At 60.5% G+C, this 18,213-nt stretch carries 17 protein-coding genes; 6 read left to right on the top strand and 11 right to left on the bottom strand.

Going from position 1 to position 18,213, the window contains the following annotated elements; translation table 11 throughout:
* Positions 1 to 87: 87 nt before the first annotated feature.
* From OK411_RS02405 to OK411_RS02415, 3 genes are all read right to left on the bottom strand, one after another.
* Positions 88 to 360 carry a type II toxin-antitoxin system RelE/ParE family toxin gene (locus OK411_RS02405; RefSeq protein WP_136492438.1) on the bottom strand — a complete coding sequence of 91 codons (273 nt, stop codon included), beginning with the start codon at positions 358 to 360 and terminating at the stop codon, positions 88 to 90.
* Positions 360 to 1,010, bottom strand: a complete 651-nt coding sequence (locus OK411_RS02410; protein WP_264364361.1) for a hypothetical protein — start codon at positions 1,008 to 1,010, stop codon at positions 360 to 362. Before OK411_RS02410 ends, OK411_RS02405 begins: the two co-directional genes overlap by 1 nt.
* Positions 1,011 to 1,131: 121 nt before the next feature.
* A complete protein-coding gene (locus OK411_RS02415; RefSeq protein ID WP_217879150.1) occupies positions 1,132 to 2,274 on the bottom strand; it encodes a hypothetical protein in 1,143 nt (380 codons plus the stop codon).
* A gap of 273 nt (positions 2,275 to 2,547) precedes the next feature.
* Between OK411_RS02415 and OK411_RS02420 the strand changes: the two genes are divergently transcribed.
* The 3 genes from OK411_RS02420 to OK411_RS02430 all read left to right on the top strand — a co-directional run bounded on the left by OK411_RS02420 (position 2,548) and on the right by OK411_RS02430 (position 6,475).
* Positions 2,548 to 4,482: an ATP-dependent DNA helicase RecQ gene (locus tag OK411_RS02420; RefSeq protein ID WP_264364362.1), complete on the top strand. Its 1,935-nt coding sequence runs from the start codon at positions 2,548 to 2,550 to the stop codon at positions 4,480 to 4,482.
* Positions 4,483 to 4,606: 124 nt separating this feature from the next.
* Entirely contained in the window at positions 4,607 to 5,833 is a 1,227-nt protein-coding gene (locus tag OK411_RS02425; protein ID WP_264364363.1) for a 3-hydroxyacyl-CoA dehydrogenase, read from the top strand.
* Positions 5,834 to 6,049: 216 nt separating this feature from the next.
* Positions 6,050 to 6,475 (top strand): acyl-CoA thioesterase, encoded by a 426-nt coding sequence (locus OK411_RS02430; RefSeq protein WP_016772173.1) that lies wholly within the window; start codon positions 6,050 to 6,052, stop codon positions 6,473 to 6,475.
* A gap of 55 nt (positions 6,476 to 6,530) precedes the next feature.
* Here the strand turns inward: OK411_RS02430 and OK411_RS02435 are convergent, their stop codons facing one another.
* The 4 genes from OK411_RS02435 to OK411_RS02450 all read right to left on the bottom strand — a co-directional run bounded on the left by OK411_RS02435 (position 6,531) and on the right by OK411_RS02450 (position 11,513).
* On the bottom strand, positions 6,531 to 7,016 hold the full coding sequence (locus tag OK411_RS02435) for a glycine zipper domain-containing protein (protein WP_016772172.1): 486 nt from the start codon (positions 7,014 to 7,016) through the stop codon (positions 6,531 to 6,533).
* Positions 7,017 to 7,348: 332 nt separating this feature from the next.
* On the bottom strand, positions 7,349 to 9,697 hold the full coding sequence (locus OK411_RS02440; RefSeq protein ID WP_056787127.1) for an FdhF/YdeP family oxidoreductase: 2,349 nt from the start codon (positions 9,695 to 9,697) through the stop codon (positions 7,349 to 7,351).
* Positions 9,694 to 10,533, bottom strand: coding sequence for a formate dehydrogenase accessory sulfurtransferase FdhD (gene fdhD, locus OK411_RS02445; RefSeq protein WP_071174078.1), 840 nt, complete (start codon positions 10,531 to 10,533; stop codon positions 9,694 to 9,696). The genes OK411_RS02440 and fdhD overlap by 4 nt, the downstream gene beginning before the upstream one ends.
* A 92-nt stretch (positions 10,534 to 10,625) precedes the next feature.
* Positions 10,626 to 11,513, bottom strand: a complete 888-nt coding sequence (locus tag OK411_RS02450) for a LysR family transcriptional regulator (protein ID WP_024011190.1) — start codon at positions 11,511 to 11,513, stop codon at positions 10,626 to 10,628.
* Positions 11,514 to 11,651: 138 nt separating this feature from the next.
* Here OK411_RS02450 and lysM point away from each other — a divergent pair, with 138 nt between their 5' ends.
* Positions 11,652 to 12,092 carry a peptidoglycan-binding protein LysM gene (gene lysM / locus OK411_RS02455; RefSeq protein ID WP_071174080.1) on the top strand — a complete coding sequence of 147 codons (441 nt, stop codon included), beginning with the start codon at positions 11,652 to 11,654 and terminating at the stop codon, positions 12,090 to 12,092.
* A 110-nt stretch (positions 12,093 to 12,202) separates the two neighbouring features.
* On the opposite strand, the gene yrfG is transcribed toward lysM, so the two are convergent.
* Positions 12,203 to 12,865 carry a GMP/IMP nucleotidase gene (gene yrfG, locus OK411_RS02460; RefSeq protein WP_071174081.1) on the bottom strand — a complete coding sequence of 221 codons (663 nt, stop codon included), beginning with the start codon at positions 12,863 to 12,865 and terminating at the stop codon, positions 12,203 to 12,205.
* Between the two features lie 88 nt (positions 12,866 to 12,953).
* On the opposite strand from yrfG, the gene nudE reads away from it, so the two are divergent.
* Together nudE and cysQ are read left to right on the top strand one after the other, a co-directional pair.
* A complete protein-coding gene (nudE, locus tag OK411_RS02465; RefSeq protein ID WP_264364364.1) occupies positions 12,954 to 13,523 on the top strand; it encodes an ADP compounds hydrolase NudE in 570 nt (189 codons plus the stop codon).
* Positions 13,524 to 13,530: 7 nt separating this feature from the next.
* Positions 13,531 to 14,358, top strand: a complete 828-nt coding sequence (gene cysQ / locus OK411_RS02470; protein WP_264364452.1) for a 3'(2'),5'-bisphosphate nucleotidase CysQ — start codon at positions 13,531 to 13,533, stop codon at positions 14,356 to 14,358.
* Between the two features lie 203 nt (positions 14,359 to 14,561).
* Here the strand turns inward: cysQ and OK411_RS02475 are convergent, their stop codons facing one another.
* From OK411_RS02475 to OK411_RS02485, 3 genes are read right to left on the bottom strand one after another with little or no spacing between them, the layout of a single operon-like run.
* Positions 14,562 to 15,017 carry a thioesterase domain-containing protein gene (locus tag OK411_RS02475; protein WP_125917390.1) on the bottom strand — a complete coding sequence of 152 codons (456 nt, stop codon included), beginning with the start codon at positions 15,015 to 15,017 and terminating at the stop codon, positions 14,562 to 14,564.
* Entirely contained in the window at positions 15,014 to 16,396 is a 1,383-nt protein-coding gene (locus tag OK411_RS02480; RefSeq protein ID WP_016772163.1) for a sigma-54-dependent transcriptional regulator, read from the bottom strand. Before OK411_RS02480 ends, OK411_RS02475 begins: the two co-directional genes overlap by 4 nt.
* Positions 16,393 to 18,201: a sensor histidine kinase gene (locus tag OK411_RS02485; RefSeq protein ID WP_136492435.1), complete on the bottom strand. Its 1,809-nt coding sequence runs from the start codon at positions 18,199 to 18,201 to the stop codon at positions 16,393 to 16,395. The genes OK411_RS02480 and OK411_RS02485 overlap by 4 nt, the downstream gene beginning before the upstream one ends.
* Positions 18,202 to 18,213 lie beyond the last annotated feature (12 nt).

Genomic DNA, 18,213 nt, shown 5'->3' on the forward strand with positions numbered 1-18,213 from the left:
CACTTGCCGTGTAGCAGTATTCGTTCATTTTTGGCGTGATACGGCCAGAGTAATGCCACTTAACATTCCTGCAAAATGATCCTCTAGCTAAGGCCATTGCCGCCGTGCATGCATGACACGGAGCACTTCCACCCGGTCTTTTTTGATTGCGTAGACGATGACGTAGTTGGCGGCCGCAACGATTTCACGTGTTCCGAGGACCCTGCCCTTTCGGTACAAGGTTGGGCGCTGTCTTGCTATTTCCCCTTTTGATTCGAACATTTCATCGAGATCCGCAGCAGCGACTGGGTTGTCCTGACCGATTCGATCCATTATCCGGTCACGGTCAGCAAGCGCTTCCGGGCGCCAGACCAACTTCATCAGCGCCCTCGTTGACGCAGGGCATCACGCTTGGCGGCGAATATTCGGCGAGCATCTTCATCGCTGATACTTGGCCTTGGATCATCGATGCTGATCTGCACCTGTCGCTTGAACCATTCCTCATAAGCGGCCGCTTCATGGGCTTGTTTCAACGCTTCAGAGCGATCGGGCCGGGCGTAGGTTTTCAGTTGCAACGGGTCATAACCGGAGGCATCCACGTTGAACTGGCTGATGCCCAAGCCCTGCAGATAGGTCACCAGCGTCTCCAGCCTCTTGAACAGGCGCACCTGACCACTGCGTTGTGCTGTCAGCGCGCATTTGCGGCTGCCTTGCCGAATCTCGACCGACCAGCCTCCTGGTTTCGCGACGATGATTGTGCCGCTCACAGAACCGTTTTCGACCAAGCGAAGGAGGGCGCTGTGGTCGATGTTTTCAGTGCTGGCCATAAATGCGAGCCCTTCGCTGAGTAATGGCTCCCATCGTACGCAATCAATAGTAGTTTGCAAAATTTGACTCCTGATGCTGGATACGCCGTGTGCAGCGATGATGTTTCGTTTGTTGCTGGGCCGGGGCTTTCGGACTTGCAGCAGGTCGCAGCCGTCCTGTGTCAGCGGATACAGAGCGTAGGTGATGTGGGTGTCGCTGACCAAAGCAGTGACACCCAGGACTATAGGTTCGCACCACCACCTCGTGATAGCCGACAAGGCATCGCGTGAAGTAGGAATGGGACGAACAGAGCGCCAGACGTTGCTACCGATTCTTCAACGCCTTTCAACGCAGATGCTGGTAACCGGAAATATCCAGCAGGCTTGTGGTCAGTCCGGTTGCAGGGCGGTAAATCGTGCCTTTGACTGCTGAAAACGGCACGCCTTTGCTGCCCAGCGAGACATAGCGCTCGCCTTTGTCCAGTTCGGTGAAATAGGTGTAGGACTGGCTGTGCATCTTCTTGTAGCGGGCTTCGTCGCTGACGATGGCGCCGGTGAGGCGGCGCAGGTCGGTATCGCTCAGGTTGAGCGTTTTGCTCAGTGGCACGCCCCAGCGCTTGAGGCAGGTTTCCGCCAGATGGCGAACGATGCGGCCGGGCTCGATCAGTGCGTTGAGGTCGCTGCTGCTGCTCGGCTCGCCGCCGAGCGCCGTGGCGTTGCCAGCAAGGGTGGCGTGGCGACCGGCCATTGGATAGATCGAAGTCCTGGTGCCGGTAGCGGTTTGCGGGATCACGCAGCTGAAGCCTTTTGAGCGCTCGTCGCGGGCATAGAAGGCGATGTATTCCTTGACGTTGGATTCGAGTTTGACGCGGTTTTCCTGGAAGTTGCCAATTCCCGGGACTGGATCAATCGCAAAGATATTCACCGGAATATGTTTGAGCGCAGCGTCCCTGGACATTGCATTGGCAAGCATATGGCAACTGATACCACCCCGGCTCCAGCCGAGCAGATTGACACGCGTCGGAATATTGCCGTCCTTGCGGAAAGTCTTGATGATCTGTTCCTGCAACTTCTGTTGCGTGATACTTCGGTCGCCATAGTTATACTGGCGCCAGAACCAGGAGCCTTCCTCTTTTACATCTTCAATAGGAATGCCTGCCGCTTTCAGACGGTTATATTCTGCCTCGGTAAGTTGTTTACGCTGCCAATCGCATTTGCCTTTGATGATATTCAACGCGTGCTGCACGTTTTCATCCCAGCCTTTGCCGAACAGCGTGCCGGACAAGCCGTATTCAGAGGTCTTGGTGAACAGGTCGTCGGCTTGCAGATTGCCGCTGCCAGGGCCATCGACGACGATCCACTCGGCGAATTCGCGTCCACTGTGGTGTGCAGCGAGCGTAGAAACGATTTCGCCGTCCCAGAAGTTTTTATGTTTGTCATCAAACTTGTTGGAGCCGGTACCGCAGAAAAAGATTGTTAAAGTTGTCATTTCGTTGCTCTTGCTTATGTATAAGAGCAGTCAAGTTAGTTTTAGGCGGTGTTAAAAATAAAGGGCGTTGTTGTGTCTGCGTTTGTAATGTGAAGTTTGTTATATATATGTAGCTGAGCTTTTCGAAAGCATGTCGAGGCGCTTTGATTGTTAAACGCTTGGTTTTCGCTTCCCATGTATCATTCAGTATCGATTCAACCCCGACCTTTTCTCGACTCGCTGCAATCGCCCGCTAGGCTTTGGGCATGGCAGCAGTCAAAGGAGTGACAGTAAATGCACCACACCCTGGAACAGGTTTTTGGTTATCCACAGTTTCGCCCCGGTCAGGAGGCCGCTGTCAGCGCGGTCCTGGCGGGGCGCTCCGCGGCGGCGATCTTTCCCACCGGCTCCGGCAAATCGCTTTGCTATCAGCTGCCGGCGCTTTTACTGCCACACCTGACATTGGTGGTTTCGCCGTTGCTGGCGTTGATGCAGGATCAACTGGCGTTTCTCAAGCGCCACGGTATCTCCGCAGGCAGTATCGATTCGGCGCAGAGCCGCGAGGATGCCAACGACGTCATGGCCCGTGCGCGTTCGGGGGAATTGAAGATTCTGATGATCTCCGTCGAACGCCTGAAAAATGAGCGCTTCCGCAATTTTCTGCAGCAGGTGCCGATCTCGTTGCTGGTAGTCGACGAGGCGCACTGCATTTCCGAATGGGGCCACAACTTTCGGCCGGACTACCTGAAATTGCCGGACTACCAACGTCAGTTCAACATCCCGCAGGCCTTGCTGCTCACCGCCACGGCGACACCAAAAGTCATCGCCGACATGCAGGCCAAATTCGCCATATCTCCGGACGATGTAGTGACCACCGGTTTCTATCGGCCCAACCTCAACCTGCTGGTCGAGCCTGTACGCGGTCAGGACAAGCGCCGGCGTCTGGTCGAATGGATGAGCGAGCGTCCCGGGCAACCGAGCATTGTCTACGTGACGTTGCAGAAGACCGCCGAGCACATCGCCGAGCATCTTCAACGCAACGGAATTCAGGCCGAGGCATACCACGCAGGTTTGCCCCACGATCAGCGTGAAGACATTCAACGTCGCTTCATGGCCGGGCAGTCCAATTGCATTGTCGCCACCATCGCCTTCGGCATGGGCATCGACAAGAGCGACATCCGTAACGTCGTGCATTTCGATCTGCCCAAATCCATCGAAAACTACAGCCAGGAAATCGGCCGCGCCGGACGCGACGGACAGCCCTCCGACTGCCTGGTACTAGCGAATCGCGACAGCCTCAATGTGCTGGAAAACTTCGTCTACGGTGATACGCCCGAGCGCGACGGGATTCGCTATGTGCTCGATGAACTCAAAGCCTCGGCCCCGGAAGGGCAATGGGAATTTCTGCTTGGGCCACTGGCGGATCAGAGCAACATTCGCTCGTTGCCGTTGAAGACTTTGCTGGTGCAGCTGGAACTGCGGGTCCTGATCGCGCCGCGCTACGCTTATTACGCTGAATACCGCTTCAAATATCTGCTTGAGCCTGAAGCATTGCTCCAGCGCTTCGAAGGCGAGCGCAGGGATTTCGTTGCGGCGATCATCAGAACGTCCACGCGAGCACGCACCTGGGCCACAGTAGATTTCGAGGCGATGTATTCGCAGTATTCCGCCGAGCGCAATCGCGTAGTGACAGCGCTTGATTACTTCCAGGAAAAAGGCTGGGTCGAGCTTGAAAGCAAGCAAATGACCGAGGTTTACAGTCTGCTGCAAAGTGATTTTGCCAGCGACGCCCTGAGCGCTGAGCTGCACGAGTACTTCACTCGTCACGAAGAGACTGAAGTGGCGCGAATTCACGCCATGCTTGAGGTGTTCGCCACCGAACGCTGCCTGGGTTATCGCCTGGCCGAGTATTTCGGTGACCACAATGCCCCTGAACATTGCGGCCATTGTTCGGTATGTCACGGCCAGATCGCGCGGTTGCCGGAGCCGCCGCCATTGCCGCCGCTTGTGGATAAAAACTTCGCGCAGCTGTGTGGTGAATTTATCCACAGGCATGAGCAGCACATAGGCAGCCTTCCGACGGCCGAACGCCTGACACGGTTCCTGTGCGGAATCAGCGTGCCGTTGTTCACCAAACTCAAGGCGCGGGCGATACCGGGTTTTGCTGCGTTGGAAGAGTATCCCTACGCAGAGGTCCGCGAGTGGGCGGACAGTCACTTGCTCGATTAAGCAGAGAGTCTGTGGTCGCTGCATCCATCCGCTGAATGTCGATCATCACGCTAATAAACTTCAAAAAGCGTCGTGGCCTGACTAAGGTTGGAATCTGTCTTTGGGCCACTCACAAGAGAACAACATGAGCCAGACAAGCTTCGAGATTCAGCAAGCTGCCGTGATCGGCGCGGGCACCATGGGCCGTGGCATCGTCATGTGCCTGGCCAATGCTGGCGTGAACGTGCAATGGGTGGATAACAATCCACAGATGCTTGAGCAGGCGCTGACGACGGTCGCGCAAACTTATGCACACAACGTGCGCCAGGGCCGCATTGATCAGGCCGAGGCGGATGCGCGAATGGCTCGGGTATCTGCAGCGGCGGATTACGCGTCGATCCGCAACGTCGATCTGGTGATCGAAGCGGTGTACGAGAACCTCGAACTGAAGCAGAAGATTTTTCGCGAGCTGGATGGCCTGCTCAAGCCTGAGGCCCTGCTGGCGAGCAACACCTCGGCGCTGGACATCGACGCCATCGCAGCTGCGACCCGGCGCCCGGCACAGGTGCTGGGTCTGCACTTCTTCAGCCCGGCGCACATCATGAAACTGCTGGAAATCGTTCGCGGTGCGCAGACCTCGCCAGCGGCGCTGGAGGCCGCGCTGGCACTCGGCAAGCGCATGGGCAAGGTCAGCGTAGTGTCGGGCAACTGCCACGGTTTTATCGGCAACCGCATGCTGCATCCGTATGTACTCGAAGCGCGCAAGATGCTCCTCGAAGGTGCTTATCCACAGCAGGTGGATGCCTCGCTGCAAGGTTTCGGCTTCGCCATGGGGCCGTTTCGCATGTACGACGTGGTCGGCATCGATCTGGAATGGCGTGCTCGGCAGCTAGCTGGCAAGGGGCAGGATGCGCCCGAGGTTCAGGTGGATAACCGCCTGTGTGAGATGGGTCGGTTCGGGCAGAAGTCCGGCAACGGCTACTACCACTATGAGCCGGGCAGTCGCCAGGCCGAGCATGATCCCGAAGTGGATGCACTGGTGCTGCGGGTCAGCGAAGAGCTGGGTTTCCAGCGTCGCGACATCGGTCCTGAAGAAATCCTTGAGCGCTGTTTGCTGGCGCTGATCAACGAAGGCGCGAAGATTCTGCAGGAAGGCATTGCCGGCTCGGCCCACGACATCGATCTGGTGTACTTGAACGGCTATGGTTTTCCAGCGGATAAGGGTGGACCGATGGCCTGGGCGGATCAGCAAGGGCTGGCGGATATTCATCAGCGCTTGCTGGCACTGGAGACGCGCCAGGGCGATCAGTGGAAGCCGGCGCGGCTGATTGGCGAACTGGCGGCGCAGGGCAAGGGGTTTGCTCACGCATAGTGTTACGGCGAAAATCTATCCCCTCACCCCAGCCCTCTCCCCCAAGGGGAGAGGGGGAAAGGGAGCCGATCTTCGTGATTTTCGAATGTGAGCTCGACTCGACAGTTCAGGTCGGTGTATTTCGAGAGAACACATCGGTCAGTCCCCTCTACCTCTGGGAGAGGGCTAGGGTGAGGGCAAGCGCCCTCACTGAAAAACAAGAGAACCAGCACAACCATGTCCACCCCTCAGCGCATCGACTACCCCCACTTCCAGCCCATCACCACACGCTGGCATGACAACGACGCCTACGGTCACGTCAACAACGTTACCTACTACAGCTTCTTCGACACGGCGGTGAATACCTACCTGATTCAGGTCGGTGGCCTGGATATTCATGACGGCGAAGTGGTGGGATTCGTGGTCAGTTCCGCCTGCGATTACTTTGCCTCGATCGCTTTTCCCGATCTGATCGAGATCGGACTGCGGGTCGGCAAGCTGGGCAACAGTTCGGTGCAATACGAACTGGCTGTGTTCAAGGTTGGCGAAAGCGAGGCGTGTGCGGCGGGGCGGTTCGTGCATGTGTTTGTTGATCGGGCGAGCAATCAGCCGGTGCCGATTCCTGCCGGTTTGCGCGGGGCGCTGGAACGGTTGGTGGTCTAGGCGCGCAAAAAAAATCGCAGCTCAAAAGCTGCGATTTTTTGTTCATGCCTTCGCCTTAATGGTGGCGATAGTACTTGTGATGCTTGCGGTGGCCGTAGGCATGGCCGCGACCTGGATGACCACGGTCGCGGTAGTAGCGACGGTCATCATGGCCACGGTCGTAGCGACGATCATCGTCGTCGCTCTTGTTGCCCATGTAGTTACCCAGCGCGCCGCCCGCGCCGCCACCTGCGGCAGAGCCGATCAGGCTGCCGGTGGTGCCGCCGAGGCTGCGGCCGACAACGTTACCGCCGGCTGCACCCAGTGCACCGCCGATGGCCGCTTCGCCACGGCTGCGCTTGTCGGCGCCGACCGCACTACCACCCGCGCCGCCCAGGGCTGCGCCGATGGTGGAACCTGTATTGCCGCCTAACGATTGACCGACGACCGAGCCAAGAACCCCGCCCAATGCGCCGCCCACACCTGCTTCGGTGGTGCCTCCGGCAGAAGCGAAGCCACTGACCAGGCCAAGGGACAACAAGAGAATCGAGGAGAACTTCATAGAGGATGAGCCTCAAAGGGATGACGGCGCCGATCCTGAGGCTCTGCAATGGGCGTGACAATCAAAATCCGACGAATAACACGACTTGTATACAATAATGCAAGTTACTGTTTTTTCACCGGAACTTAACCGATTTTCGCCGGTCTTTAGCTACTTCGGACAGGCCGTTTTCATGCAGAAACGGCCTTTTTTGTGGGCGGTCGAAAATCTTTGCCACGGCAGATCCGTTGACAGGTCGATGGCTTTCGCGAGCAGGCTCGCTCCCACATTTGAAATGCATTCCAACTGTGGGAGCGAGCCTGCTCGCGAAGGGGCCGGATCTGGCTCCGCGGTTAAGCGGATTTAGCCATGATCAACCCCGTCTCACTCGCCGCTTCCAGCCGGATCGCAATGAACTTGGACGTCGGCGTGTGGCTGCCGTCGCCAGTGCTCTCCAGCGGCACCAGCGGATTGACCTCCGGATAGTACGCCGCCGCCTGCCCCGCAGGAATGTCGAACGCCAACAATGTAAAACCTTTCACCCGACGCTCGCGACCGTCGTCCCAGATCGACACGATGTCGGCCTTCTGCCCCGGACGGAAGCCCAGACGAATGATGTCGGCCTCGTTGGCGAACAGCACGTCACGCTGGCCCTTCACGCCACGGTAGCGGTCGTCGAGACCATAGATCGTCGTGTTGTACTGATCGTGGGAGCGCATCGATTGCAGGATCAGATCCGGCACCTGGCCGGTGGCGCGGGTGCGTTCGTGGACCAGATCTTTCGGCAACTGATTGGCGCGGAAGTTGGCGCGGCCTGACGGCGTGTTCCACTTGCGGGCGCCAGCCGAGTTGCCCAGATAGAAGCCGCCCGGGTTTTTGATCTTGTCGTTGAAGTCTTTGAAACTCGGGATGGTGTCGGCGATCAGTTCGCGAATGCGCCCGTAATCGGCTACCAGCCAGTTCCAGTCCACCGGTTGGCTGCCGAGAGTGGCGGCAGCGATGCCGGCGATGATCGACGGCTCCGAGCGCATCTGGTTCGACAGCGGCTGCAACTGGCCGTTGGAAGCGTGGACCATGCTGAACGAGTCTTCCACGGTCACCGCTTGCGGGCCTTCGGTCTGGATGTCGATGTCGGTACGGCCCAGGCACGGCAGGATCAGCGCGTCTTTGCCGTGAGCGAGGTGGCTGCGGTTGAGTTTGGTGCTGATCTGCACGGTTAGGTCACAGTTGCTCAGCGCTTCGAAGGTGCGCGAGCTGTCCGGCGTGGCCTGGGCAAAGTTGCCGCCCAAGCCGATGAACACCTTGGCGCGACCTTCGGCCATCGCATGAATCGCCTCGACCACGTTGTGGCCATTGTGGCGCGGCACCTTGAACTGGAAGCGACGCTCCAGCGAGTCGAGGAACGCCACCGGTGGACGCTCGTTGATGCCCATGGTGCGGTCGCCCTGCACGTTGCTGTGACCACGCACCGGGCACAGACCGGCGCCAGGTTTGCCGATATTGCCGCGCAGCAGCATCAGGTTGGCGATTTCCTGAATGGTCGGCACCGAATGACGATGCTGGGTGATGCCCATGGCCCAGCACATGATCACGTTCTTGCCTTTGGCGTACATGCGCGCGGCTTGCTCGATCTCGACCAGGGTCAGCCCCGATTGCTCGACGATCTGCTCCCACGAGGTGTCGTCGACAGTGGCGAGGTACTCCAGCACGTTGGCGCTGTGGGCATTGAGGAAATCATGGTCGAACACCGCCGGCTCGCCAGCCTTCTGCGCATCGCGTTCCCATTGCAGGAGGAACTTGGCCATGCCGCGCAGCACCGCCATATCACCGCCGAGGGCCGGACGGAAGTACGCGGTGTTGGTCGGCTTGTCGCCGTTGGTGAGCATTTCGATCGGGTGCTGGGGATGCTGGAAACGCTCCAGACCGCGCTCCTTCAGCGGATTGATGCACACCACCTGGGCGCCGCGTTTCACCGCTTCCCGCAACGGTTCGAGCATGCGCGGATGGTTGGTGCCGGGGTTCTGGCCCCAGACGAAAATCGCGTCGGCGTGTTCGAAGTCGTCGAAGGTCACCGTGCCTTTGCCGACCCCGACACTCTGCGCCAACGCCACGCCGCTGGCCTCGTGGCACATGTTCGAGCAGTCAGGAAAATTGTTGGTGCCGTAAGCTCGCACGAACAGCTGATACAGATACGCCGCTTCGTTGCTGGCGCGTCCCGAGGTGTAGAACTCGGCCTGATCCGGGCTTGGCAGATTGCGCAGGTGCTTGCCGATCAGGGCGAAGGCATCTTCCCAACTGATCGGCTTGTAGCGATCGGACTCGGCGTCGTAGACCATCGGCTCGGTCAGGCGGCCCTGATATTCCAGCCAGTAATCGCTCTGCTCCAGCAGGGAAGTGACGCTGTGCTTGGCGAAGAACTTCGCATCGACGCGACGCTTGGTCGCTTCCCAGTTCACCGCTTTGGCGCCGTTCTCGCAGAACTTGACCATGCCGCTTTCCGGCGAATCACCCCAGGCGCAACCCGGGCAGTCGAAGCCGCCATTCTGGTTGGTCTTGAGCATCATGCGCAGGTTTTTCAGGGCGTTGTCGCTGGTCAGCCACGCCTGGGCCACACTGATCAGGGCGCCCCAGCCGCCAGCGGCACCTTTGTAAGGCTTGTAGCGCGGGACAGGTTTCTGGTCGGCTTGATGATGTTGGCTCACGCTTGATTCTCCATCGCGGGGCTGTACACCCGCGGCGCACTTTTCTGCGGCAGGTGGATGAGATTGAGGTTGTGGCGCCGGGCCCATTGCACGGCCAGGCCGGTGGGTGCCGACAGGCTGACCAGGGTCTGGATGCCGGCACGCAAGACTTTCTGGATCAATTCGAGGCTGCAACGGCTGGTGACAATCGCCAGGCCGCCTTCGGTAGAAATCTTCTGGCGGATCAACCCGCCGATCAGCTTGTCGAGGGCGTTATGGCGGCCGATGTCTTCACGACCGAGCAGCAATTCACCGCTGGCATTCATGAACACCGCAGCATGCACCGCGCCGCAATGCTGGCCGAGCGGCTGGAAGGCGCCGATGCGCTGGCGCAAACCGTCGAGCCATTCGATCGGTGGCAAGGCTGCGCCCGGCAACACTTTGAGCTCAGGCAGCGCCTGTTCGACGGCTTCGACGCCGCACAGTCCGCAGCCACTGGTGCCGGCCAACTGCCGACGCTGCTGTTTGAGGTTCCAGAATGCGCGATTGGCGATGGTCACTTGCGCGTATTGCGCCGAGCCTGCGCCTGTCAGTTGCAGATCGTAGATATCGCTGGCGTCTTCGATGATGCCGCTGCCGAGGCTGAAGCCGACAATGAAGTCTTCCAGATCGGTCGGGGTCACCAGCATCACCGCCTGGCTGATGCCGTTGTAGGCGATCGCCAACGCGACTTCCTCGGCCAGCGCGGTGCTGGCCGATGCCTCAAAGGGTAGATCGCTGTAGCTGTAGGTCTGGCTGGCGGCAGGCGCGGGCGTTTCAATTGCTGGCGCCGCGCAGGCTGGGCGCTTGGCGTTCATGGCATCACCGACGGTTTGATCTAGGTCAAGACTAGGCGCGGCAAGTTGTCGCGTCTAATCGCTATTACCGATCTACCGATAGATGCCGTCGATCAAGCGTCTTTTGACGATTTCTGATAAAGCGCGAAACAGGCTTCTGCCAGCGCTGAACGCGGCGCGCCACGGCGCATGATCAGCCCCAGCGGGGCGAGGGTGTGGGCGTTCTCGATCGGTTGCAGGCGCAGGTGATCGGCGAGGGTTTCCGCGCCGCCGTCCAGGGGCATGATTGCGCAGCAAAAGCCGCCGTGTACCGCTTGCAGCAGTTGATGCACGGCGTCGGTTTGCAGCAGCGGCTGCGGGGTCAGGCCGCGGCTGTGGAAGTTGTGGTCGATGGACTGGCGAAAGTGCATGCCGCTGGTGAGCATGCACAGCGGCAATTCGATCAGCGATTCCCAGCTCAGGGGTTCTTCGCCGAAGTTGAACGAGCGCTCGTCATAGAGCAGGCCCATGCGCGTCTCGTTGAAGGCCAGCGAATCGAAGCGCTCGCTGTCCAGACGTTCCAGATACGACACGCCAATGTCGATGCGGTTGTTCGCCAGGTGTTCGAGCACTTGCTCGGAGCTCAGCGACGACAGCTCGAAGCGCAAGTCCGGGTGCGCCGCGTGCAGTCGTTGCATCAGCGGCAAGGGATCGAAACTCGACAGCGGCACCACGCCCAGGCGCAGCGTACCGATCAGGTTGCCGCGACAGGCCGCCGCTTCCGCCTGCAAGCCGTCGTAAGCCGCCAGCACCGTGCGCGCCCACGCCAGCACGCGCTCGCCCGGCGCGGTGAAACCTTCGAAGCGCTGGCCACGGTTGACCAATGGCAGATCAAGTTCTTCTTCGAGGCTGCGCAAGCGCATCGACAGGGTCGGCTGGGTGATGTGGCAGCGCGCGGCGGCCTGGCCGAAATGGCGGGTTTCGTCGAGGGCGATGAGGAATTTCAGCTGCTTGATGTCCATCTTCGCTCCGGGCGGTTGGCGGGGTGTGGCGATTCTACCGCCTGCGGCGCGGCAGCGTCATTGGTCGGACCGGAACCGGGTTTGGCTGGGGTGGTCTAGGCTTGGACGACTGACCCTTTATTACATGGAGTGAATGCGATGAGCCTTTTGAGTTTTGTCAAAGAAGCCGGTGAGAAACTGCTTGATCTGTTGACTCCCGGAAACGCCAATGCCAGCGAGCAGTTGAAGGAACATATCAGCAAGGTCGGGCTGGGCAATCCCAACGTGCAGGCGACCGTGGATGGCGACAAGGTAACTGTCACCGGTGAGGTGGCGAGCCAGGAAGAGAAGGAAAAGATTCTGCTCGCGGTGGGCAACATTGCCGGAGTAGGCAGCGTGGATGATCAGATCACTGTGACCGGACCGGTCGTCGTGGCTGCCGAGTTTGTCGAGGTCAAGGCAGGTGACACGCTCAGTGCGATCTCCCTGCGCGTCTATGGCAATGCCAACCAGTACGAGAAGATTTTCGAAGCCAACAAACCGATGCTCAAGGATGTGAACAAGATTTATCCGGGGCAGAAGCTGCGCATTCCCAAATAACACAGTCATGTAGGAGCTGCCGAAGGCTCGGGCCGCGATCGGACGATCTTTTGAATTTGACTTTAAAAAAAGCAAATCAAAAGATCGCAGCCTTCGGCAGCCTACAGGGATCAGAGCCCGGCAATGAGATCGCGGTAGTCTTCGACTGCGGCAAACTCCGCTGTGTCCTTCGGCCCTTTGCGGCTGTCCGGTTCTTTCACCGCCAGCAAGTGCGCCACGCCAAAATCCCGTGCACTGCGCAGGATTGGCAAGGTGTCATCGATAAACAGGCTGCGCGCCGGATCAAAACCGATGTCCGCCTGCAAGGCATCCCAGAACTGCGGGTTCTCCTTGGGATAGCCGTAGTCATGCGAGCTGATCAGCCGCTCGAAGTATGGTGCGAGTTCGATCCGTTCCAGTTTCAACGACAGCGAATCGCGGTGCGCATTAGTGATCATGATCACCCGTTTGCCGGCGCGTTTGATTGCATCGAGGAAGGTATCGGCATCGGCGCGCAGGGCGATCAAGTGGGCGGTTTCCTGTTTCAGTTCACGCACCGACAATTTCAGTTCCGCGCTCCAGAAATCCAGGCAGTACCACTGTAACTGGCCGGCGTGGCGCTCGAACAATGGCTGCAATTCCAGCTCGGCCATGGCCCGGCTGATGCCGTGCAGCTCGGCGTAGCGCTGGGGCAGGTGTTCGAGCCAGAAATGGTTGTCGAAGTGCAGATCCAGCAGCGTGCCGTCCATGTCGAGCAGAACGGTATCGATGTCGGACCACGGTAAAGAAGGCATGGCAACGTCTCGAACGGTGAAAGGATATCCGACGCAAACAATCGGGAAAGCCGCGTTATAGTAGCGCGTTCACGCCAAGGAGCTTTGCATGCGCCAGAAACCCACCGTACTCGCCCGCGAGATCATCGCCACCAGTCGCCTGTTTCGCGTCGAAGAACTCAAGCTGCGATTTTCCAATGGCGTGGAGCGTACTTACGAGCGTCTGGTCGGCAAGGGCGCGGGTTATGGCGCGGTGATGATCGTCGCGATGCTTGACGCCGAACACGCAGTGTTAATCGAGGAATACTGCGGCGGCACCGACGAATACGAACTGTCTCTGCCCAAAGGCCTGATCGAGCCGGGCGAGGACGTGCTGGCGGCGGCCGAGCGGGAACTCAAGGAAGAGGCCGGTTATGGCGCGCGTCAACTGGAGCATCTGACCGAGCTGTCGCTGTCGCCCGGTTACATGAGCCAGAAAATCCAAGTGGTGTTGGCCACCGACCTGTATGAAGAGCGGCTGGAAGGTGATGAGCCGGAGCCGATGCGGGTCGACAGGGTCAACCTGCGCGAACTGTCGGCGCTGGCGCAGAATCCGCAATTTTCCGAGGGCCGCGCCTTGGCGGCACTGTATTTGACCCGTGACCTGCTGAGCCAGCGCGGGGTGTTCAGCTATGAGTGAGACGTCGATGAATTTTCCCCATCCGCTGATGGCACCTGTGGTTACGCTGGCTTTACAGGCTGGCGAGGCGATTCTGCCGTTCTGGCGTGCAGGCGTCGAAGTCACGGCCAAGTCCGATGATTCGCCGGTGACGGCTGCCGATCTGGCTGCGCATCACCTTATCGTTGCCGGGCTGACGGCGCTGGATCCGAGCATTCCGGTGCTCTCGGAAGAGGACGCCGATATCCCGCAGAGCGTGCGCGCCGGTTGGCAGCGCTGGTGGCTGGTGGATCCGCTGGACGGTACCAAGGAGTTCATCAGCGGTAGCGAGGAATTCACTGTGAACATCGCGCTGATCGAAAACGGCCGGGTGGTATTTGGCGTGGTGACGATGCCGACCAACGGTCGTTTTTATGTCGGCGGTGCCGGATTTGGAGCCTGGCGTGGCGACGAAGGTGGTACTCCGACGGCGATTCAGGTGCGTGATGTGCCTGCGCCGGGCGAGGCGTTTACCGTGGTGGCCAGCCGTCGCCATTCCAGTCCCGAGCAAGAGCGTTTGCTGGCCGGGTTGAGCGCGAGCCTTGGTGAGTTGCAACTGGCCAATATCGGCAGCTCCTTGAAGTTCTGTCTGTTGGCCGAAGGTGCTGCTGATTGCTATCCGCGACTGGCGCCGACTTCGCAGTGGGACACGGCGGCAGCGCAGGGCGTGCTGGAAGGCGCGGGGGGCGAGGTGCTGGATCTGAGCGGCGAGGCGTTCAGTTATCCGCCGCGAGAATCACTGTTGAACGAGTTCTTTCTGGCGCTGCCGGCGAAGGCTGCGTGGCGCGGACGGTTGTTGGAGTTGGCCCGAGGCTAACTGCCTGATCCGCAATTCCCCTCACCCCAGCCCTCTCCCCCAGGAGAGGGAGCCGACCGAGTTGTCTGGCGCTATGCATCGACCCGGAGAATCGAGTCGATTGTGGATTCGGCGAAGCAGTTTCAGGTCGACGTAAATCTGTAGCATCCCCGTATCGGTTCCCTCTCCCTCGGGAGAGGGCTAGGGTGAGGGGCTGTTGATCTTCAACGGTGCAAAACGTACTGCCCGGTAAATCTCACCGCCTCGTCCTCGCTTCCCGCATTCAGGATCCGCGTATCCAGCGTCAACCGCGCCCGTCCGTATCGCCGATACATCGCCACAAAGCGCTTCCACACCGCGGCATCCGGTGCCGGGCAGATCGCCACGGCGTCCCCGGTCACCGGCAGCGGATAACTGATCTGCCCTTCCTGAATGACGATGTGTCCGTCGGTAATCCCTTCTTCCTTCAAACGTAGATGCAACCAGCCCCAGCCGGCCAGCACCGCGCCGCAGTAGAGGCTGCCGCCAAACATGGTGCTCTTGTGATTGACGTTGGGCGCAAGCGGCAGGTGCAGGCTCAATTGCTGCTCACTCCACTCGAGCACTTTGAGGCCCATCTCGGCGGTCAGCGGAATGTCGTGATGCAGCACCGTTTGCAGGTATTCGCTTGCGCTGCTCATTCGTTGTCTTCCCCGTGGCTGCTGTCGCCGAAATTCAGACCGTGTTTGCGCAGCTTGTCATGCAGGGTCTTGCGCGGAATACCCAAGGCTTCGGCGAGGCTGCGCACCGAGCTGTGCGAGCGCGCCAGCTCGGCGGCGATCAGCGATTTCTCGAAGTTTTCCACTTGCTCGCTGAGGCCGCCACTGACCACTTCTACCGGCGTGCCGCCGCTGCCATCAGCGCTGTTGTCCAGTGCCAGTTCAAGCCCGAGGGCGAAGCGTTCGGCGGCATTTTGCAGTTCACGCACATTGCCCGGCCAGGTGTGGCGCAGCAGCAGGGCGCGGTGTGCCGGTTGCAGCTCGTGGGGCGGCAAGCCGTGGCGGGCGCTGGCTTCATCGGCGTAGTGCTGGAACAGCACCAGTGCGTCTTCGCCGCGTTCGCGCAACGGTGGGATGCGCAGCGGCGCGACATTGAGGCGGTAATACAAGTCGGCGCGGAAGCGACCCTGATCCGCCGCTTGGCGCAGATCTTCCTTGGTCGCGGCGATGACGCGGATGTCCAGCGGGATCAACTGATTGCCGCCCAGGCGTTCGACGACGCGCTCCTGCAGCATGCGCAGCAGCTTCACTTGCACGTCCATGCTCATGCTTTCGATTTCGTCGAGAAACAGCGTGCCGCCGTTGGCGAATTCGAATTTGCCGATGCGGCGTTTCTGCGCGCCGGTGAAAGCACCGGGCTCGTGACCGAACAGCTCGCTTTCCACCACCGATTCCGCCAGGGCGCCGGCATTGATCGCCACGAACGGGCCGTTGCGACGGCTCGACAAATCGTGCAGCGCGCGGGCCACCACCTCTTTGCCGGCACCGGTTTCGCCGAGGATCAGCACGTCAGCCTTGGTCGCTGCCAGCGCACCGATCTGCTCACGCAGACGCAGCATCGGCGTCGAATGGCCGACCAGTCGCGCGCTCAATTCGTTGCGGTCGCTCAAGGCCAGACGCAGGCTGCGGTTGTCCAGCACCAGCCGCCGTAGCGCGAGGGCGCGACGGACGCTGTCGAGCAGCGCATCGCTGGCAAAGGGTTTTTCCAGAAAATCGTAAGCGCCGGCGCGCATCGCCTGCACTGCCAGCGGTACGTCGCCATGGCCGGTGATCAGCAGCACCGGCAGCTCCGGATCCTGTGCATGCAACTCGCTCAACAGTTCCAGGCCGTCCATGCCCGGCATGCGGATGTCGCTGACCACCACCCCCGGCCAGTCACGCTCGAGTTGCGCGGCCAGGCCCTTGGCTTCGGACAGCGGCAGGATTTTCAGGCCGGCCAGGTCCAGCGTCTGGCCGAGGGCCTGGCGCAAGTGCGGATCGTCGTCGATCAACACTACCTGGATGCGATTGTCGATGGTCATGCACTTCGATCCTCTGACGGTTGCAGGCTGACTCCGGGCGCGCCGGCGCGCAGGCGCAGGGTGATCAGGGCGCCGCCTTGCTTGTGGTTGGCGAACGACAGCTCGCCACCAAAGGCGCGCATCAGCGTTTCACAAATCGCCAGCCCCAGGCCCAGACCCTGGGTGCGGGTCTTGGTGGTGTAAAAGGGCTCGCTGGCGCGGCCAAGAGCTTCCATGCAGAACCCGGGGCCGTTGTCGCGAATGTACAGATTGACGCCGTCGGCGGTGGCTTCGGCACTCAGCCACAATTTGCGCGGCGGGCCTTTTTCGGTGAGCGCATCGAGGGCGTTGGCCAGCAGATTGCCCAGCACCTGACGCAAGCGGGTTTCGCCGGCCTCGACCCACAGCGTGGCTGCGGGCAAGTCGCGGATCAGTTCGACTTCCATGCTGCGCCGACGTTTGGCCAGCAATGCCAGCGCATCATCCAGCGCCGGTTGCAGGGCAACGCTTTCCGGTGCGTGGCGATCACGGCGGGCGAAGGCGCGCAGGTGGGCGATGATCGAGGCCATGCGCCCGGTCAGTTCGCTGATCAGCTTGAGGTTGCCGCGCGCGTCCTCGGTGCGCTGATGATCGAGCAGTACTTCGGCGTTTTCCGCATAGCTGCGAATCGCCGCCAGCGGTTGATTGAGTTCGTGACTGATGCTCGCCGACATGGTCCCCAGCGCCGACAATTTGCCGGCCTGGACCAGATCGTCCTGGGCGCGTACCAGCTCCTGCTGCGCATGCTCACGCTCGAGCACTTCCTGCTTCAAACGCCGGTTGAGGCCTTCCAGATCGCTGGTACGTTCAGCCACCCGGCCTTCCAGTTCGCGGCGCGCTTTGGCCTCGAACGCGATGCGCTCCAGATAATGCCGGCGACGTTGCATCATCAAACCCACCAGCAGCATCACCACCAACAGCGTGGCGCCGCCGATCGCGACCACCGTGCGCACCGGACGATCGATCAGCGTGCGCGGGGCGAGGATGCTGACGCTCCAGCCGGTTTCGGCGATGTCGTGAGTCTGCGTCAGCCAGGCGTCGGCGCTCAGGTTAAGCGGTCGGGGTTCGCGGGTCGGGTAGGGCTGGATCGCAGTGATCGCGGCGCGCTCGGCATCGCTCAACTCGCGGGTGGAACGGAAACGCCATTCCGGGCGCGACGTCAGGATGACCACGCCGTTATGGTCGGTCACCAGCAATTGTTCCGGGGTTTTGCCCCACAGGCTTTCGGTGTGGTCGAGGTCGACCTTGATCACCAGCACGCCGATGATTTTCTCGCCGCTGCGCACAGCAGCGGCGAAGAAGTAGCCGCGTTTGGCCGAAGTGGTGCCGAGGCCGAAGAAGCGTCCGAGGCGCCCGGCCATGGCTTCGCTGAAATACGGGCGGAAGGCGAAGTTGCGGCCGACGAAGCTGTCGCGTTTGTCCCAGTTCGACGCCGCCAGCGTCTGGCCGGACGTGTCCATCAGGTACATGACTTCAGCGCCGGTCTGCGCGGCGATGTTTTTCAGCAGGCGATTGGCGTTGCCTTGGGTCACGCCGTCGTCCGGCGCACCGAGCACCGCGCGCAGGGCCGGCAGGTCGCCGAGAATCTGCGGCAACACTTCATAGCGATGCAGGGTGCCGAGCAGGTTGGCCACGTACAGATCGAGGGTCTGGCGATTCTGCCCGGCGAGCTCGCTGCGGTAATAGCGCTCGGCGAGGTGTTCCAGCGGCCACAGCAGCGGCGCCAGGCACAGGGCCAACAGTGCGAGGCTGCGCCAGCGGGGTCTGCGGGGGAGCGGTGGTTTCATGTGCCGGATACG

The sequence above is a fragment of the Pseudomonas sp. RG1 genome (genome assembly GCF_025910115.1).
Taxonomy (GTDB): Bacteria; Pseudomonadota; Gammaproteobacteria; order Pseudomonadales; family Pseudomonadaceae; genus Aquipseudomonas; species Aquipseudomonas atacamensis.

What these genes read in the sequence shown, in the direction of transcription:
- OK411_RS02405 (WP_136492438.1), bottom strand. Translation starts at nt 360, where the DNA reads ATGAAGTTGGTCTGGCGCCCGGAAGCGCTTGCTGACCGTGACCGGATA.
- OK411_RS02415 (WP_217879150.1), bottom strand. Translation starts at nt 2,274, where the DNA reads ATGACAACTTTAACAATCTTTTTCTGCGGTACCGGCTCCAACAAGTTT.
- OK411_RS02420 (WP_264364362.1), top strand. Translation starts at nt 2,548, where the DNA reads ATGCACCACACCCTGGAACAGGTTTTTGGTTATCCACAGTTTCGCCCC.
- OK411_RS02425 (WP_264364363.1), top strand. Translation starts at nt 4,607, where the DNA reads ATGAGCCAGACAAGCTTCGAGATTCAGCAAGCTGCCGTGATCGGCGCG.
- OK411_RS02430 (WP_016772173.1), top strand. Translation starts at nt 6,050, where the DNA reads ATGTCCACCCCTCAGCGCATCGACTACCCCCACTTCCAGCCCATCACC.
- OK411_RS02435 (WP_016772172.1), bottom strand. Translation starts at nt 7,016, where the DNA reads ATGAAGTTCTCCTCGATTCTCTTGTTGTCCCTTGGCCTGGTCAGTGGC.
- fdhD (WP_071174078.1), bottom strand. Translation starts at nt 10,533, where the DNA reads ATGAACGCCAAGCGCCCAGCCTGCGCGGCGCCAGCAATTGAAACGCCC.
- OK411_RS02450 (WP_024011190.1), bottom strand. Translation starts at nt 11,513, where the DNA reads ATGGACATCAAGCAGCTGAAATTCCTCATCGCCCTCGACGAAACCCGC.
- lysM (WP_071174080.1), top strand. Translation starts at nt 11,652, where the DNA reads ATGAGCCTTTTGAGTTTTGTCAAAGAAGCCGGTGAGAAACTGCTTGAT.
- yrfG (WP_071174081.1), bottom strand. Translation starts at nt 12,865, where the DNA reads ATGCCTTCTTTACCGTGGTCCGACATCGATACCGTTCTGCTCGACATG.
- nudE (WP_264364364.1), top strand. Translation starts at nt 12,954, where the DNA reads ATGCGCCAGAAACCCACCGTACTCGCCCGCGAGATCATCGCCACCAGT.
- cysQ (WP_264364452.1), top strand. Translation starts at nt 13,531, where the DNA reads ATGAATTTTCCCCATCCGCTGATGGCACCTGTGGTTACGCTGGCTTTA.
- OK411_RS02475 (WP_125917390.1), bottom strand. Translation starts at nt 15,017, where the DNA reads ATGAGCAGCGCAAGCGAATACCTGCAAACGGTGCTGCATCACGACATT.
- OK411_RS02480 (WP_016772163.1), bottom strand. Translation starts at nt 16,396, where the DNA reads ATGACCATCGACAATCGCATCCAGGTAGTGTTGATCGACGACGATCCG.
- OK411_RS02485 (WP_136492435.1), bottom strand. Translation starts at nt 18,201, where the DNA reads ATGAAACCACCGCTCCCCCGCAGACCCCGCTGGCGCAGCCTCGCACTG.